The following is a 16,494-nucleotide window of genomic DNA, read 5'->3' as shown; positions in this document are numbered from 1 at the left end:
TGGATGCCTGAGCCAGAGCGCTGCATCCGGTAGTCAGCCTACGAGTATGGGATATGCACATGCACAAGACGGAAACGGCTGTTTCACACGATCGCTTCGCTGCCTCCTCGTCACTACTTGCCCTTGGCCTTTCCGCTAACGCGCAGTCCGGTTACAAGCCCGAATTCTTCAACGCCACCCAGTGGCGCACCCTGGTCGCCCTCTGCGCTCACTTGCAGGCCGATAGCGAACAGGCTGATACCCGCCTGCCCGAATTCATCGACCGCCACATGCTGACCCCCTACGCCCACGGCGACAGATCCAGCATCGCCGATCCCTTCGACGAGCAGGCCCAGGTCCAGCAGGGTGCCAACCTGCGCGATCTGCTGCGTGACGGCCTGGCGGTGGTGAACAGCTACTGCACCGAGCGGCTGGGTGCCGGTTTCGCCGAGTTGGCGGCCGGTGAGCAGGCCCAGGTGGTCACCGCCGCCGAGGCGGGCACCCTGAATCCGCCCGCCAAGGAATTCATCGATCTGCTGCGCAACGAGAGCGAACGCAGCCAGTATGCGCACTCGCTGTTCGCTGCCTACGACGATACCCCCGCCGTCGCCTGACTCCGGTTAGCGCCTCCCTGGAGGCGCTTTCCTCTCCCGCCTAGTCCGCGCCTTCCTGCACCCGGTCCCGGGTCTTGCGTTCACGCGAGGAATCCAGGGCGCCGCCGTGTATCTCGCGCAACTGCTGCTTGAGCTGCTGGGTGGTCGGTGCCAGCAGGAAACCGAAGGACACGCAGCCGTCCTTGCCGTCCACCGCATGGTGCATGCGATGCGCCTGATAGAGCCGCTTCAGATAGCCGGTGCGCGGGATGTAGCGGAAGGGCCAGCGCTGATGCACCAGGCCATCGTGGGCGATGAAGTACAGCAGGCCGTAGAGGGTCATGCCGGCGCCTATCCATTGCAGGCGCCAGTAACCGGCATTGCCCAGGGCGATCAGCAGGATGGCCAGGCCGGCGAAGACGATCGCATAGAGATCGTTCTTCTCGAACCAGCCCGTGCGTGCGCGGTGGTGGGATTCATGCCAGCCCCATCCCCAGCCGTGCATGATGTACTTGTGCGACCACCAGGCGAAGACTTCCATGCCCGCCACGGTGGCCAGCACGATGCCCGCATTGATCAGTAATTCCAACGTTACCTCCGCAGGCGCCTGCTCAGAAGCTGCTCACAATCTGCTGCGCGTCGGCCAAACTGTGTTGAAAATGCTTTCGGAATGCTCATTTACAACTCGTAAACTCCGCTTCCTCAAGCATTTTCGCCTTGTTTGTCTCTAGCTTGCGAGATCGTGAACACCCTCTCAGGACGTCGCCGCCGGTTCGGCCAGGGAGCCGGCGGTCGCGCCCAGCAGGGGCGAGTCCACCGGTAGACAGACCTGCAGGATACCCGGACGTACCTCGAATCTCACCCGTTCCCGCTTGACCGGCTCACCGTCCAGGTTCATATCCAGACCTTCGGCGGCTTCCAGCTCCACCCAGGGCAGGCGCGCGCGGATGAACATCTCTTCGGTGCTGAAGCCCTTGCTGAGGAATTCGCCCAGGGTACCGAGCACATCCTGGGACGCCGGCAGGATGCCCACGTCGAGCAGGCCATCGTTGACCACGGCGGTGGGACAGAGCACATGGCCACCGCCGGCCTGGCGACCGTTACCGATGCCCAGGGCAAGGAATTCGCCTTCCCACTCGAAACCGGGACCGCGGAAGCGACCATAGGCCGAATGCACCTCGGCGAAGCGGGTCAGGCCAGTGAGGAAGTAGGCCGCACCACCCAGCAGGCGCTTGAGTTCGCCGGGGGTGTTGGCGGTCACCTGGGAGCCGAAGCCGCCGGTGGCCATGTTGAGGAACAGCTGGCCTTCCGCTTCGACCAGGTCGATGGCACTGGTCGGGCCATCCAGCAGCGCCAGGGCCGCCCCAGGCTCCACCGGCACACCCGCCGCCCGGGCGAAGTCGTTGGCGGTGCCCAAGGGCAGCAGACCGAGGCGGGCCTGGCTGTGATTCTGCGCCATGGCTTCGGCGACAGCGCGCAGGGTGCCGTCGCCACCCGCGGCCACCAGGGTGCCGTAGCCTTCGCGGGTCGCCTGCTCGACGAAGCGCGCGGCATCGTCTTCTTCCCAGGTCACCCGTACATCGATGCGATGACCGGCGGCACGCCGTTCCAGAATGGCCTCCCGCACGTCCTCGTTACCGGTTTCCTTGCCATTGAGAATGACCAGGGCTGCGTCAGCCAGGGTGCCAGTCGTCGTCATGTCTGTCGTCCAAGGTTGGCTCTGCGCGGCGAGATGCCGCGCCAGGTACCGGGCAGCGCCCGGCGAGCGAATCTGGAGACTAGGACTGTGGCCCAACGGCCACGTTCAGTCCTGACCGCCGGTTGGCTAGGGCTTGAGCAATTCGGCCAACGGGAGGAAGCGCACCGGATCCCCGACGGCGAAGGTACGGTCCTCGCGAATCTCCACCAGGCCATGAGCCCAGGCCGCCGTCTGCAGCACGTTGGAGCCCTGGTTGCGATGGGGTACCACCCGGCCATTCTCCAGGCGCGCCCGCTGGTATTCACGGCGCGCACCGGCACGCGGCCAGTCGAAGCCGGCCGGCACCTCGACGCTCAGGGGAGCCACGTCGATCTTGCCGGTACGCCGCAGCAGGTAGGGCCGCGCCAGCAGGCCGAAGGTCACCAGGGTGGACGCCGGATTGCCCGGCAGGCCGATCAGCGGGATACCGCGGAAGCGCCCGCAGGTGAGCGGCTTGCCCGGCTTGAGCGCCAGCTTCCACAGGGTCAGCTCGCCCTCTTCGCGCAGGACCTGGCCCAGATAGTCGGCCTCCCCTACGGAAACACCGCCCGTGGAGAGGATCAGATCGGCCTGCAGCGCGCCCAGTCGCTTGCGGGTCTCGGCGAGATCGTCCGGCAGGATGCCCTGGTCCGCCACCTCGCAACCCAGCCGCCGCAGCCAGCTGATGAGCAGGGCGCGATTGCTGTTGTAGATTTGCCCCGGACCGAGCGGCTGTCCGGGCGCCACGAGTTCATCGCCGGTGGACAGCACCGCGACCTTGAGGCGGCGAAAGACGTTCAGCTGGGCGCGCCCGAGGGACGCGGCGACCCCCAGCTCCGCCGGACCCAGGGCAGTGCCGGCCGACAGCACCTCGTCACCCACCCGGACCTCGTTGCCGCGGCGACGAATGTTGCGCCCCGGCCGCAGCTGCTCGACGAAGCGTACTCGACCATCGTCCAGCACCTCGGTGTTCTCCTGCATCTCCACGCAGTCGGCACCCGCCGGGACGGGCGCGCCGGTGAAGATGCGCGCACAGGTGCCCGGCTCCAGCGGCGCCGGGGCCTGGCCGGCGAAGATGCGCTGGGAGACCCGCAGCGGCTCGCCCTGCCAGTCATCCAGGCGCAGGGCATAGCCGTCCATGGCACTGTTGTCCCACGGCGGAAGATCCAGGTCGGCCACCAGGGGCGCGGCCAGGATGCGCCCGTCGGCGTTCTCCAGGGCCACCTGCTCATGGGGCAGGGGACCGTCTTCCGCCGCCATGGCCAGCAGTCGGGCCAGGGCTTCATCCAGCGATAGCAGGCTCATCCGCGCGGCCCGCAGGGCTCGGCCTGCTTGAGATGCGGCACGAAGTTGCAGGGGCGATGACGGTTGTCCAGCTGTTCGGCGAGGATGCCGTCCCACGCGGTACGGCAGGCGTTGGTCGAACCCGGCAGGCAGCAGACCAGGGTGCCATTGGCGAGGCCGGCCAGCGCCCGGGACTGCACGGTGGAGGTGCCGATGTCGGCCACGGAGATCTGGCGGAACAGCTCGCCGAAGCCATCCACCTGCTTGTCCAGCAGGCAGGCGACGGCTTCCGGGGTGCTGTCGCGACCGGTGAAGCCGGTGCCCCCGGTGATCAGCACCACCTGCACCTGGTCTTCGGCGATCCAGTGGGCGACCTGGGCGCGGATCTTGTAGAGGTCATCCTTGAGCAGCACGCGATCGGCGAGGAAGTGACCGGCAGCCTCCAGGCGGTCGACGAACAGCTGACCCGAGGTGTCGGTCTCGAAGGTGCGGGTGTCGCTGACCGTCAGGACAGCGATGTTCAGCGGTACGAAAACCGCCTCGGCTTTGTGGCTCATCTGGTTGGGTTTCCGAAGAGTGCGAAGGGAAGGGTGCAGCGGAAGACCGCTGGACGGGCAGCGGGTTTCCCGAAGGGGGCGAGCGTCGGACTGGCAGCGGCTGGAAGGTGGCCGCTCCGACAGTGAGGGTCGCTGTCGACCCTGGTCGACGTGAAGGTCCGCGAAGGCTGCATCATCACAGCCTAGAGGAAAAGCCGACGCCCCTACAACCGAGAGGGCGCCGCCGCCCCGACCTAGCGCTGGCGTTGCTCGCCTTCAGCGTGAGTCTCCCACTTGATGGGACGCGGATCGGTGATGTCGTTGGCATCCTGACTGAAGCGACCGTATTGCGGGGCGATGTTCGGGTCCTCCTCCCAGGTCGCCTGCTGGGTGAAGGTGCCGGCCTTGCGATCGAACGTGAGGAAATGCCGGGCCGTCTTGCCGCCCCAGTCCGCGGAGGGCAGGGAGATGAAATCCACCTGGTACTGGTCGTCGGTCAGCTTGCCGTGCACCACGTAGACGCCATAGTGCTCCTCGCCGGGCGAGATGATCTTGTAGACGCCATTGCTGTAGTAATAGAGGGTAGCGTCGGGATAGGGCTTCTTCTCGTAGAGCTTCTCGTAGAACAGCTTCTGGCGGACGGTCGGCTGGCCAAAGGTGACCTTGACCGCAGGAGGTTCACCACCGCCGGCGCCAAAGGCGGGCAAGGCAGCCAGGGCCAAGGCGGAAAGCAGCATCGTCTTCATCGTTTGCAAACTCCTTCTGGGCAGGGACTCCCCGCTACCACGCCGCGGGGATCAAAGGTGTCTAGCACGCCCCTTTGCACGGAACGCGCTCGAGTCTAGCCCAGCCGTCCCACCCGGATAAAGCCCGCTCTGGCCAGCCGCCGCGTTGAAACCGGGCTAGGATGGACACCCACTTCCCGCGTCCGCAAGCCCGAGGCCTCCTGCATGCCACTGCTCCCCTCTTCCATCCTCATCCTGGCCGGCGGTCGCGGCCAGCGCATGGGCGGGCGCGACAAGGGCCTGGTGGAATGGCAGGGCCAGCCGCTGGTGGCCCAGGTGCAGGCTGCGGTACGGGCACTGACCGATGACCTGGTGATCTCCTGCAACCGCAATGCGCCGCGTTATGCCCTGTGGGCCGACCAACTGGTGGCCGATGAGCAACCGGACTTTCCCGGTCCCCTGGCCGGCATCCTCGCCGGGCTCGCCGTGGCGCGGCATGACTGGGTGCTGCTGCTGCCCTGCGATGCGCCGCGAATCGATACCGCCCTCGCCCTGCAGCTGCTCGCTGCGGCCCAGGCGAGCGCGGGCCCGGTGATGGCGCGCCAGGGTGGCTACTGGCAACCGCTGTTCAGCGCCCTGCCCCGGCGCCTGCTGCCGGCCTTGCGCCAGGCCTGGGCGGACGGCGAACGCAGTCCGCGTGGCGCCCTGCTGCCACTGGGCCTGACCGCCGTGGAGTTCGCCGAAGACGATGTTCGCCTGGCCAACTTCAACGATCCCGCGGCCCTGGAAAATGCGATCTGAACCCGGCGATCCAATAGGCCAGAAGGCGTGACCCAGCGGTTCCGGCACGAACTCGGCCCCGCACCCGCGGTCCTAAGCCCGCTTGGTTGCCAAGAAAGGAGACCGTCACATGAACAAGCACCTGCTCCCCGCCGCCCTGCTGGTCGTCGCCAGCGCCCTGCTCGCCGGCTGCTCCACCCCCAGCGTCATCACCCTCAACGATGGCCGCGAGATCCAGGCCACCGACACGCCGAAGTACGATGACGACTCGGGTTTCTATACGTTCAAGCAGCTCGACGGCAAGCCGACCCGCATCAACAAGGACCAGGTTCGCACCATCAAGGAGCTCTGATTCCTGCCCGGCGCGATTTTTTTACCTAACCCCTTGTGCTTGCATGAGTTTTAGGTAGAATGCGCGCCATCCATTACGGAGCGTAGCGCAGCTTGGTAGCGCGTCTCGTTCGGGACGAGAAGGTCGCTGGTTCGAATCCAGTCGCTCCGACCAATCTGATCCGCAAGGATCACCCCAAAGCCCGCCCAGTGCGGGCTTTGTTGTTTCTGGCGTTTGGCAGCATGCTCTCGCGGTGTTCCCCCTTTTCTCTCCTGTACGACCGTTCCCACAGGCGCTCGTCTTGGTCTCCGGCATGCCATACCAAGAAGCGGACGTCTCGGTGGTGGATTGTCCACGCCCCAAGGGGCGACAAGATCGCCTCGCCCGACCCTGCCTGCACAGCGACAGAGCGCCTACGCGCGGCCTGGTTTTTCCACGACTTCGAGAGCCTCCTTGCTGTCAGAGGCGCAGCACGAAGCAGCCGGAGCGCGCTGGCCAGGCTCAACGATGACCAATGGCGCCTCACCGCCGCAGCAGGAAGGCACCGGCGGCTCTTGCATCGGAGCGGCTTGCAGCTCCTGCGCTGGCTCTGCCTGCCCTTCCGAAGCAAGACGCCACGCGCGGTAGGCCTCACGACTGACCTGCCAGGCCGAGAGCAGGAACAGCGCGGCGATGGCCAGACCGACCAGGACGTCTGGCCAGAGACTGCCGGTGACAGCCACCAGGATGGCGGCCAGCACCACGCTGGTATTGGCGACCAGATCGTTCCGTGAACAGATCCAGGTGGACCTCATGTTCAGATCGTCCGCGCGATGGCTGTACAGCAGGTAGAAGCAGTAGGTATTGGCGAGCAGCGCGACGAGTCCGACCGTGCCCATCCAGTCGGCCTGGGGCACCTCTTGCAGGATCATCTTGCGCACCGCGTCCGCGATCACCAGCACGCCGAACAGCAGCATGAAGCCGCCTTTCACCAGGGCCGCACCAGCGCGGGCTCTATCGCTGCGATGCAGCACGAACAGCGTCAGCGCATAGACCGAGGCATCGCCGAGCATGTCCAGGGAATCCCCGAGCAGCGCCGTCGAGCCGGCCAGCCAACCGGCCGCAAACTCCACCAGAAACATCACCGCATTGATCGCCAGCACGCTGTAGAGCACGCGACTCTGGCGACCTCGCAGCTGAGCCAGCTCGCTGGCCTTGTTTTCACAGCAACTGTCCACGGCACCCTCTCGGCAACACTCAGGATTTGCCTTAGGCTGAAGGTTATAGTCGCTATAAGGTCAAGGCCATGAACGCCCCTACGTACACCATCGGTCAGCTGGCCAAGGCCACGGAGACCAAGACCGTCACCATTCGCTATTACGAAAAGGAAGGCTTGCTGCCATCCTCGACGCGCTCTGCGTCCGGCTACCGGCTGTACGGCCCGACCGAGCGGGATCGGCTGCTCTTCGTCAGACGTGCCCGCACACTGGGCTTCAGCCTGGATGAAGTCCGGGAGCTACTCGGCCTGGCGGATCGGCAGCAGGCGCCTTGCGCTGCCGTGGATAGCCTAGTGGCAGAACACCTGCAGCAGGTGCGGCAACGGCTTGCCGATCTGCAAGCCCTTGAGAGCGAATTGCAGCGGCTGTTGGCGTGCTGCCACGGCGGGACCATAGCGGAATGCAGGATCATCGAGTCGTTGGCTGGTACGTCGATGCCTGGAGGTGGGCGGCGCCTTGGCTAAAAGGTGCAGCCACCTGTGCGCTTGCACCCCGAGGCCCGCTGAGTGCGGGCCTTGTCGTTTCTGTCGTTTGGGTTTGGCGCCCGCTCCGCAGCGCCTCTCCCCCTCTCTACCGCCGACTCAGCGCCAGCTTGGCGGCGAACAGCAGGAAGACCACCCCCGTCACCCGATCCAGCCAGCGGATCACCGTGGTCTGGCGCAAGGCCTCGCCCAGGGTGCGGGTGGCGCCAATCAGGGCCAGGGACCAGAGCAGGCCCAGCGCCACATGGATGGCGACCAGGCCGAAGGTCCAGGCGATCAGGGGTTGGCCCTGGGGAATGAACTGGGGCAGGAAGGACACGTAGAAGATGCCGACCTTGGGATTGAGGACATTGCCCAGCATCCCCTTGAGGAACCAATTCGAGTCTGTGCCGCCCTCGCCTGCCGTTGGCGTGAGGGTCGTACGAGGTCGCAGCAGCAGATTAAGGCCGAGCCAGCAGAGGTAGGCGGCGCCACAATACTTCAGCAGCGTATAGGCCAGTTCCGAGACTGCCAGCAGCGCGCCTAGGCCGAAGGCCACAGCGGCGCCCCAGAGCAGGCAGCCCGCGTTGATCCCCAGGGCCGCACGCCAAGCCTGGGCGCGCCCTTCGACAGCGGCAGTGCGCAGGATCAGCGCGGTATCAAGGCCTGGGGTGATGGTGAGCAGGGACGCGGCCAGGGTGAAGGCCAGCAGGTTATCGGCGAGGGCCATGACAGGGGTCGTTTCGGCTGGGGGCTTGGAAACGGTAGCACGGGGTCAGGACGGCGATCAGCCTGGTCTTGAATTGCCATGGCCGCCCGCAGGCGGCCATGGCGAGACTCAGCCGGCGGCGCGGAAGGCCGGTTCCTGCTCGGCAATGTAGCGAGCGGCGGCGCGGCGGGCTTCCAGACCGAAGGCCTGGGGATTGCGATCGACGATGCGCTCCAGGGTGCCGCGGGGAATGCCGTCGGCTTCGAAGTCGGTGCGGCACTGCAGGGCGCCGGCGTGGCAGACGTTGCGCTCGACCGCCTCGATCAGGCCACCCGCGCGCAGGGTCTTGACGATGTTATGGGGCAGGCGCCGACTGCGGCGCAGGGCGGCCGTGGCCGTGGCCAGAACGTCGAGGATCTCGTTTTCCACCGGAGTGAAGGGGCCGTTGCCGAGCTTGCCCTTCTGCATCAGGTAGCGGCGCGAGAGCAGCCTGCCCTGGCGTTCGAGGGCTTCGCGCGCTGCCAGGTCGAGGCGACCGCGGCTTTCCAGGCTGCGCTCCAGCGCAATGAGAAATTCCCAATCGGTGATCTGAGAAATCTGGGTGATGACTGCGTCCATGAAGCGCTCCTTGCCAGTCGGGAATAGATGGCACATTGATAGCGTTCAGCGCTTTTGGTTCCCTGCAAAACAGGCATGCCGACGGACGTCATATCATTTGGCCAGCCGAAACGGGGTACTCCCGACGAGCGCGTCTATTTGGGAGACGAAAGGAGGCGTGACTTGACCAGAGCGGCAGGCCGGCACGGGCAAGTCGCGCCACCCAGGAAGCAGGCCCTAGCGACGCGGCAGTAGGCTCTCGACCAGTTGGTTGAGGTCGGCCACGCTCCAGGGCTTGGGCAGGAAGGCCGCCCGGCGCGGCAGGATGGCGAGATCCTGGTCGATGTAGCCGGAGATGATAATGAAGGGGATCGTCGGCCAGCTCACAGCAGCAAGTTGGGCGAAGGCCAGGCCATCCAGCATGCCCGGTACGTTGACATCGGCGATGACCATCTTGGTATCGCTGCCACGGGTGTCCATGTGCGCCAAGGCCTCGTCACTGGAAGCGACCGCCACGACATCCAAGCCCTGTTCGGTGAGAATTTCGGTCAGCAGTTCGCGCTGGCCCGCATCATCTTCCAGAACAAGAATTTGTCTTTGTATTTCAAGGCTTCTCGGCTTCATGGCAGGTCAGACAGCCAAGGTTGAAGAGGTTCTCCCGAAACTTACCTAACGGTCACCTGAGGCAGGTGAGCGGTACGCTGGCACATTGCCGCCAAAACCGCGCCACGCTTGGCTTTCAGCCCCGAAAAAGGCGATGCCAGAGGGCCTCATGAGGGGTACAAATGAAGTTTTCTTGCCGCTTGGCTGTCTGAGGGTCAAGACGCCCACTATCGCCTGCAAGGATTCCACCTCCGTGAGCCAGAAGCACCCACCCCGCAAGGCGCGGGTCGACAACTCCGCGACGAGCGATGTCTCGCACGAGGGCAAGAACATCTTCTTCGCCGCCGTGGAAACCACGCGGATGCCGATGCTGATCACCGACCCCAATCAGCCGGACAACCCGATCCTGTTCGCCAACAATGCCTTTACCGACATGACCGGTTATGGGGTGGATGAACTACTAGGGCGCAACTGCCGTTTCCTCCAAGGCCCCGAGACCGATCGCTCGGTGGTCGCCCAGATTCGCGAAGCTGTGGAGCAGGAACGCGAGATCTCGGTGGAGATCATCAACTATCGCAAGGACGGCTCGTCCTTCTGGAACGCGCTATTCGTCTCGCCGGTATACAACGATGCAGGCGAGCTGACCTATTACTTCGCGTCCCAGCTGGATGTCAGCCGACGGCGCGACGCCGAGGATGCCCTGCGCCAGGCGCAGAAGATGGAGGCGCTCGGCCAGCTCACCGGCGGTATCGCCCACGACTTCAACAATCTGCTGCAGGTGATGCTGGGCTATATCGACATCATCCAGCGCACCGCGGAAAAGCCCAGCTTCGACCAGGAGCGCATCGTCCGCAGCGCCACCCACGCCAAGTCGGCGGCGGAACGCGCCAGTACCCTCACCCAGCAGCTGCTGGCCTTTTCGCGCAAGCAGAAGCTCGAAGGCCGGGTGCTCAATCTCAACAACCTGATCCGCACCTCCCATGAGCTGGCAGAGCGGACCCTGGGCGACGTGGAAATCCGCGCCCAGCTGGAACCCGAACTGTGGAATTGCCGGATCGACCCGACCCAGGCCGAGGTGGCGCTGCTCAATATCCTGATCAATGCCCGGGATGCCCTGGCCGAACGCCCGCAGCCCAGCGTGGGCATCGAGACGCGCAATGTCGAGGTGCGCGAACTGGCGAACATGTCCTACGACGGCCTGATGCCTGGTCGCTATGTCAGCCTGGCGATCACCGACAACGGTCATGGCATGCCCGCCAGCATCCGCGACCGGGTGATGGACCCCTTCTTCACCACCAAGGAGGAAGGCAAGGGCTCCGGGCTGGGCCTGTCGATGGTCTATGGCTTCGCCAAACAATCCGGCGGCACGGTACGCATCTATTCGGAAGAAGACGTCGGCACTACGCTGCGCCTGTATTTTCCGGTGGATGACAGCCTCATCACCCACCAGCAGGCGGAGCAGCGTTCGGATCGCCGCAGTGGTACGGAGCGCGTCCTGGTGGTGGAAGACCGCCCGGAGGTGGCCGAACTGGCCAAGCTGGTAATGGAAGACTATGGCTATACCGCGCAGATCACCTTCAATGCCAGCGAGGCGCTCAGGGTGCTGCGCGAGAGCGAGCAGCCGTTCGACCTCCTGTTCACCGACCTGATCATGCCGGGCGGCATGAACGGCGTGATGCTGGCGCGGGAGGTGAAACGCCTGTACCCGGGGATGAAGATCCTGCTCACCACCGGCTACGCCGAAAACTCGCTGGAGCGCACTGATATCGGCGGCTCGGAGTTCGAGGTAATCTCCAAGCCCTATATCCCCAACGATCTGGCGCGCAAGATCCGCCGAGTGCTGGATGGGCCGAACGGGATCGCCTGATCCCCTGTCGGGGCTCGCGCAGCGTTGTGTCGGAGTGGCCGGCGTCAAGCCAGGGTATTAGACTTACAATAACGTCAGTGTGGGGCTCGTCGCCGCCCTCTCCCGCCGTCGACTCGCGGCGTGACATCATCACGGCCTGCACCCTGCCGCCGGCCCCTCGGGTTTGCCCGGAGCTCAGGCTGGGCCTTGCTCATGCCGTCCCCTTCGCTTCCGCCACCTCGAGGTCCGGTCACCCATGAATTCCCCTAGCCCGTCCATTATCGCGACAGGCAATGCCGGTCTGGATCAGGTGTTGCGCGGTGGTCTACCCCGTGATCGACTCTATCTGCTCGAGGGCACACCAGGTTCGGGCAAGACCACCCTGGGCCTGCAGTTTCTCTTCGAAGGGGTGCGCCAGGGCGAGTCGGTACTCTATATCTCCCTGTCGGAAACCAGCGAAGAATTGCAGAGCGTCGCCGAATCCCACGGCTGGAGCCTGGACGGCGTGGAGCTGTTCGAACTGTCCGCGGCCGATGCCGTGCTGGGCGGTGCCCAGGAGCAGACCATTCTGCACCCCTGGGAATCCGAACTGGGCGATACCATCGAGCTGATCCAGGCGCGGGTGGACGAACTCAAGCCGAGCAGGCTGGTGTTCGACAGCCTGTCGGAGATGCGCCTGCTGGCCCAGGATCCCTTGCGCTATCGGCGCCAGGTGCTGGCGCTCAAACAGTTCTTCGCCGGGCGCGGCATCACCGTGCTGCTGGTGGACGACCTGACCACCAGCCCAGGCGGACGTGACAACCACCTGCACAGCCTCTGCCACGGGGTGCTGACCCTGGAGCGCCTGACTCTGGACTTCGGCGCTGCCCGCCGCCGCCTGCAGATCCAGAAGTTGCGTGGCCGAGATTTCGTCGCCGGCTATCACGACTTCACCATCCGCCGGGGTGGGCTGGAGATCTATCCGCGGATCATCGCTGCGGGGCATTACGAAGAATTCCTTGGCGCCGTCGTCCCGAGCAACATCCAGGACCTCGACGCACTGCTGCACGGCGGGCCCTTGCGCGGCACCAGCACCCTGATCACCGGTCCGGCGGGTGCCGGCAAGACGACGCTTGCCTTGCAGTTCGTGATGGCGGCCTGCGCGCGCGGGGAAAGATGCGCCGTCTACGAATTCGACGAGCGTATCGGCACCCTGATCAAGCGTGCGGAAAGCATGGGCATGCCGCTGCTGCGCTACATCGACGAAGGTCTGCTGGTCGTCCACCAGATTCATCCCGCTGAGTTGTCGCCAGGCGAATTCGCCTGGCGCGTGCGGCAGGACGTCGAGGAAAACAACTGCCGGATGCTGGTGCTGGACAGCCTCAACGGCTACCTGGCCGCCATGCCGCAGGAGCAGCAGCTGATTCTGCAGTTGCACGAATTGCTCTCCTACCTGAGCCAGTCCGGGGTGGTGACCTTTCTTATCAATCCCCAGCATGGCCTGGTCGGCTCCATGACCTCCAATCTGGATATTTCCTACATTGCCGATACGGTGGTGCTGGTCCGCTTCTTCGAAGCGCACGGCCGTCTGCGCAAGGCCATTTCCATCCTCAAGCACCGCGGCGGCGCGCATGAGGATGCGATACGGGAGTTGCGCATCGATACCCAGGGCATCCGGGTGGGTAAGCCGCTGGTGGACTTCCGCGGCGTGCTGACTGGCACCCCGGAGTATTTCGGTGACAGGCAGCCCCTGATGGAAGAGCGCGATTGAGCGAGACCAAGACGCCCGCCTGCGAACTGATCATCTGTGCTCCGCTCCGCGGTGACGCGGCCAATCTGCAGCGGCTTTTTACCCAGGGCTATCTCACCCGCTACGTTGCTAGCCTCGACGAGGTCGCGGCGGCCCTGGGCGACGACACCGGCATCATTGTCTTCACCGAAGAAGCCCTGCGCCAGGACCTGAGCGCCCTGGCAGAGGCACTGGAGCGGCAGCCCACCTGGTCGGATATCCCGCTGGTGCTGCTGGCTTCCGACGCCAAGCGCTCGGGACGCGGCAACGATCTCCTGCGCCGACAGCTGCCGGCGGCGACCACCAACCTGGTCATCCTCGAACGGCCGCTGAGTGGTGCCTCGCTGCTGAGCAGCGTCGCGGCGGCCTGGCGCTCGCGCCTGCGTCAGTTCGAGATGCGCGACCGCCTCGCCGAACTCGCCCAGGAACGCGAGCGCCTGCAGACGCTGCTGGAGAATCTGCCGGTCGGGGTGTGCTTCATGGATGCCGAGGGTCGGACCCTGGTCAGCAACCCCTTCTATGAGCAGTACGTGCCGGGTCAGCGCATTCCCTCCCGGCAGCCTGAGGAAGTGTCGCGCTGGACCGCGCTCGACGACAGTGGCCGCCTGTTGTCGCCCGAGCGCTTTCCAGGTGCTCGGGCGCTGGCTGGCGAGCGGGTCAAGGGCCAGGATTTCTATCACACCAGTGCAACCGGCGAGGAATCCTGGCTGCGGGTGAGCGCGGTGCCGCTGCACGACGCTGGCCGGCAGATCATCGGGGCGACCACGGTGATCGCCGATGTCAGCGAGGAGAAGCGCGCCGAACTGGCGCTGCGTCGCTTCAACGAAGAACTCGAACTCCAGGTCGAGGAGCGCACCCGCACCCTGGCGCTTACCCTCAGCGAATTGCAGCGGGAAACCGCCGAGCGCAATCGCGCCGAAGAGCAGTTGCGCCAGTCGCTGAAGATGGAAGCGGTCGGTCAGCTCACCGGCGGCATCGCCCATGACTTCAACAACATGCTCACCGGGGTGCTGGGCGCCCTGGACCTGATGAAGATCAAGAACAAGGGACAACTCGCCGGCCTGGAGCGGTACATGGAGGCCGCGCAGTATTCGGCGCACCGGGCGGCAGCCCTTACCCAGCGGTTGCTGGCCTTTTCCCGCCGGCAGTCGCTGGAGTCCCGGCCGATGTCCGCCAACGAGCTGATCCTGGCGCTGCAGGACCTGCTGCAGCGCACGGTGAGCGAACAGATCTCGGTGGAGCTGGCGCTGCGCGAGGATCTGCCCTGGATCCTGGCCGACGCCAACCAGCTGGAGAATGCGCTGCTCAACCTGGTGATCAACGCCCGCGATGCCATGCCCGATGGCGGTGTCGTGACCCTGGCGACCTCGCTGCTGACGGTCACCGAGCCGGGGACCGACGACGAGGCGCTCGCCCCGGGCGACTATGTCTGCATCGAGGTGCGGGACAGCGGTACCGGTATTCCAGAGCGGCTGCTGGACAAGGTGCTCGAACCCTTCTTCACCACCAAGCCCCAGGGCCAGGGCACCGGCCTGGGGCTGTCGATGGTCTATGGCTTCGCCCGGCAGAGCAATGGCCGCCTCACCCTCGCCAGCGACAGCAGCGGGACGCAGGTCTGCGTCTATCTGCCGACGGCCGAGCAACGCCACGAACCGAAACGGAGCGACCCGGCGGAAATCACCCAGGGTGCCGGCGAGACCATTCTCCTGGTGGAAGACGACGTCGCGGTCCGGCTGGTCAATCAGGAAGCCCTGGAAGCCCTGGGTTATCAGGTGTGGAGCGCGGCCGAAGGCAAGGCCGCGTTGCGCCTGCTGGATCAGATTCCCCAGCTGGACCTGCTGGTGACCGATGTCGGCCTGCCAGGCCTCAATGGTCGCCAGCTGGCGGAGGTCATCCAGCAGCTCAGGCCGCGGCTGCCGGTGCTGTTCCTTACCGGCTACGCCGAGGGTGCGCTCAGTAGGAACACCTTCCTGGGTGGTAACATGGAGCTGATGACCAAGCCCTTCACCCTGGATCAGCTGGCCGCGCAGGTCGCCGCCATGCTGGCCGGGTCCGCCAATCGGGCAGTGGTGCCCTCCTGAGGTCGGCGCCGCCCCGCGACCAGACCAAGGCACCCATGACCACCCAGATCCGCCCCGCCCGCCGCGAAGACGCCACCCGCATCCACGAACTGATCGTCGAACTGGCCGACTATGAAAAGGCCGTTCACGAGGTACTGGCCAGCCCGGCCCAGATCGAGGCCACGCTGTTCGCCGCCGATACTCCGACCCGGGCACTGGTCGCCGAGCACGAAGGCGCGGTGGTGGGCTATGCCGTGTATTTCTACAGCTATTCCACCTGGCTGGGCCGCAACGGCCTCTACTTGGAAGACCTCTATGTGAGCCCCAGCGCCCGCGGCACCGGCCTGGGCAAGGGGCTGCTGCGCGAACTGGCCCGGGAGGCCGTGGCCAACGACTGCGGCCGCCTGGAATGGAGCGTGCTGGACTGGAACACCCCGGCGATCGACTTCTACGAACGCCTGGGCGCCAAGGCGCAGGACGAGTGGGTGCGCTATCGCCTGGATGGTGCGGCGCTACGGGATTTCGCGGAAAGCGGGCGGTAGGTTTTTGTAGGTTGGGTTGAGCGCCAGCGAAGCCCGACACCGCCAACGTTGGGCTTCGACGATAGAGCCGTCTCAACCCAACCTACGGTGATCGCGACCGCGCCTGCGTAGACCCAGGGCCGTAGCGTGGAAAACGGCGCAGCCTTTTCCACCGGGGACTTCGGCGTGGGGCGCGCCCTCACCCCAACCCTCTCCCAAGGGGAGAGGGGGCTGTCCGCGCAAGCACTAGCGTCGTAGCGTGGAAAACGGCGCAGCCTTTTCCACCGGGGACTTCGGCGTGGGGCGCGCCCTCACCCCAACCCTCTCCCAGAGGGAGAGGGGGCTGTCCGCGCAAGCACCAGCGTCGTAGCGTGGAAAACGGCGCAGCCTTTTCCACAGGAGACTTCGGCGTGGGGGCGCCCTCACCCCAGCCCTCTCCCAAAGGGAGAGGGGGTTGTCCGCGCAAGCACTGGCGTCGTAGCGTGGAAAACGGCGCAGCCTTTTCCACTGGGGACTTCGGCGTGGGGCGCGCCCTCACGCCAGCCCTCTCCCAAGGGTAGAGGGGGTTGTCCGCGCAAGCACTAGCGTCGTAGCGTGAAAAACGGCGCAGCCTTTTCCACTGGGACTTCGGCAGGGGGGCGCCCTCACCCCAGCCCTCTCCCAAAGGGAGAGGGGGTTGTCCGCGCAAGCACTGGCGTCGTAGCGTGAAAAACGGCGCAGCCTTTTCC

General features: G+C 65.5%; 17 protein-coding genes and 1 tRNA gene. 9 read left to right on the top strand and 9 right to left on the bottom strand.

The features are described 5' to 3' along the window. Positions 1-59 precede the first annotated feature (59 nt). Entirely contained in the window at positions 60-593 is a 534-nt protein-coding gene (locus tag QMX82_RS04015; protein WP_282281317.1) for a gluconate 2-dehydrogenase subunit 3 family protein, read from the top strand. A 40-nt stretch (positions 594-633) separates the two neighbouring features. Here QMX82_RS04015 and QMX82_RS04010 read toward each other — a convergent pair whose 3' ends face one another. The 5 genes from QMX82_RS04010 to QMX82_RS03990 form a co-directional block, all read right to left on the bottom strand. Then, positions 634-1,161 (bottom strand): sterol desaturase family protein, encoded by a 528-nt coding sequence (locus QMX82_RS04010; protein ID WP_282281316.1) that lies wholly within the window; start codon positions 1,159-1,161, stop codon positions 634-636. Between the two features lie 165 nt (positions 1,162-1,326). Next, the gene (gene yegS / locus QMX82_RS04005) at positions 1,327-2,271 is read right to left on the bottom strand and encodes a lipid kinase YegS (RefSeq protein ID WP_208694726.1); all 945 of its coding nucleotides are present in this window, start codon (positions 2,269-2,271) and stop codon (positions 1,327-1,329) included. Between the two features lie 126 nt (positions 2,272-2,397). Further along, the gene (locus tag QMX82_RS04000) at positions 2,398-3,594 is read right to left on the bottom strand and encodes a molybdopterin molybdotransferase MoeA (protein ID WP_282281315.1); all 1,197 of its coding nucleotides are present in this window, start codon (positions 3,592-3,594) and stop codon (positions 2,398-2,400) included. Next, positions 3,591-4,130, bottom strand: a complete 540-nt coding sequence (gene moaB, locus QMX82_RS03995) for a molybdenum cofactor biosynthesis protein B (protein ID WP_133859462.1) — start codon at positions 4,128-4,130, stop codon at positions 3,591-3,593. Before moaB ends, QMX82_RS04000 begins: the two co-directional genes overlap by 4 nt. A 233-nt stretch (positions 4,131-4,363) precedes the next feature. Then, positions 4,364-4,855, bottom strand: a complete 492-nt coding sequence (locus QMX82_RS03990) for a hypothetical protein (protein ID WP_133859463.1) — start codon at positions 4,853-4,855, stop codon at positions 4,364-4,366. 204 nt (positions 4,856-5,059) lie between these two features. Here QMX82_RS03990 and mobA point away from each other — a divergent pair, with 204 nt between their 5' ends. From mobA to QMX82_RS03975, 3 genes are all read left to right on the top strand, one after another. Continuing rightward, positions 5,060-5,635: a molybdenum cofactor guanylyltransferase MobA gene (mobA, locus tag QMX82_RS03985; RefSeq protein WP_282281314.1), complete on the top strand. Its 576-nt coding sequence runs from the start codon at positions 5,060-5,062 to the stop codon at positions 5,633-5,635. A gap of 109 nt (positions 5,636-5,744) precedes the next feature. Further along, positions 5,745-5,966 carry a YgdI/YgdR family lipoprotein gene (locus QMX82_RS03980; RefSeq protein WP_059314378.1) on the top strand — a complete coding sequence of 74 codons (222 nt, stop codon included), beginning with the start codon at positions 5,745-5,747 and terminating at the stop codon, positions 5,964-5,966. 76 nt (positions 5,967-6,042) lie between these two features. Beyond that, positions 6,043-6,119, top strand: a tRNA-Pro gene (locus QMX82_RS03975). A gap of 239 nt (positions 6,120-6,358) precedes the next feature. Here the strand turns inward: QMX82_RS03975 and QMX82_RS03970 are convergent. Then, complete coding sequence (locus QMX82_RS03970) at positions 6,359-7,162, bottom strand: cation transporter (protein WP_282281312.1); 804 nt, start codon at positions 7,160-7,162, stop codon at positions 6,359-6,361. Positions 7,163-7,230: 68 nt separating this feature from the next. On the opposite strand from QMX82_RS03970, the gene QMX82_RS03965 reads away from it, so the two are divergent. Further along, the gene (locus tag QMX82_RS03965; protein ID WP_208694721.1) at positions 7,231-7,665 is read left to right on the top strand and encodes a MerR family transcriptional regulator; all 435 of its coding nucleotides are present in this window, start codon (positions 7,231-7,233) and stop codon (positions 7,663-7,665) included. Positions 7,666-7,771: 106 nt separating this feature from the next. On the opposite strand, the gene QMX82_RS03960 is transcribed toward QMX82_RS03965, so the two are convergent. The 3 genes from QMX82_RS03960 to QMX82_RS03950 all read right to left on the bottom strand — a co-directional run bounded on the left by QMX82_RS03960 (position 7,772) and on the right by QMX82_RS03950 (position 9,592). Next, complete coding sequence (locus tag QMX82_RS03960; protein ID WP_282281310.1) at positions 7,772-8,392, bottom strand: LysE family translocator; 621 nt, start codon at positions 8,390-8,392, stop codon at positions 7,772-7,774. A gap of 108 nt (positions 8,393-8,500) precedes the next feature. Beyond that, entirely contained in the window at positions 8,501-8,989 is a 489-nt protein-coding gene (locus QMX82_RS03955; RefSeq protein ID WP_133859468.1) for a hypothetical protein, read from the bottom strand. Between the two features lie 216 nt (positions 8,990-9,205). Then, positions 9,206-9,592 (bottom strand): response regulator, encoded by a 387-nt coding sequence (locus QMX82_RS03950; RefSeq protein WP_133859469.1) that lies wholly within the window; start codon positions 9,590-9,592, stop codon positions 9,206-9,208. A gap of 232 nt (positions 9,593-9,824) precedes the next feature. On the opposite strand from QMX82_RS03950, the gene QMX82_RS03945 reads away from it, so the two are divergent. The 4 genes from QMX82_RS03945 (at position 9,825) to QMX82_RS03930 (ending at position 15,787) form a co-directional block, all read left to right on the top strand. After that, the gene (locus QMX82_RS03945) at positions 9,825-11,438 is read left to right on the top strand and encodes a histidine kinase famiy protein (protein ID WP_282281309.1); all 1,614 of its coding nucleotides are present in this window, start codon (positions 9,825-9,827) and stop codon (positions 11,436-11,438) included. A gap of 235 nt (positions 11,439-11,673) precedes the next feature. Continuing rightward, positions 11,674-13,167, top strand: a complete 1,494-nt coding sequence (locus QMX82_RS03940) for an ATPase domain-containing protein (protein WP_133859471.1) — start codon at positions 11,674-11,676, stop codon at positions 13,165-13,167. Then, on the top strand, positions 13,164-15,266 hold the full coding sequence (locus QMX82_RS03935) for an ATP-binding protein (RefSeq protein WP_282281308.1): 2,103 nt from the start codon (positions 13,164-13,166) through the stop codon (positions 15,264-15,266). Before QMX82_RS03940 ends, QMX82_RS03935 begins: the two co-directional genes overlap by 4 nt. Positions 15,267-15,301: 35 nt before the next feature. Further along, positions 15,302-15,787: a GNAT family N-acetyltransferase gene (locus QMX82_RS03930; RefSeq protein ID WP_133859473.1), complete on the top strand. Its 486-nt coding sequence runs from the start codon at positions 15,302-15,304 to the stop codon at positions 15,785-15,787. The last annotated feature ends 707 nt before the right edge of the window (positions 15,788-16,494 follow it).

Origin of the sequence: Pseudomonas sp. PS02302, assembly GCF_029959585.1 — a bacterium.
GTDB lineage: Bacteria > Pseudomonadota > Gammaproteobacteria > Pseudomonadales > Pseudomonadaceae > Chryseomonas > Chryseomonas aestiva.
Note: the sequence above shows the minus strand (reverse complement) of the source record. Positions and strands in the feature narration are given on the sequence as shown.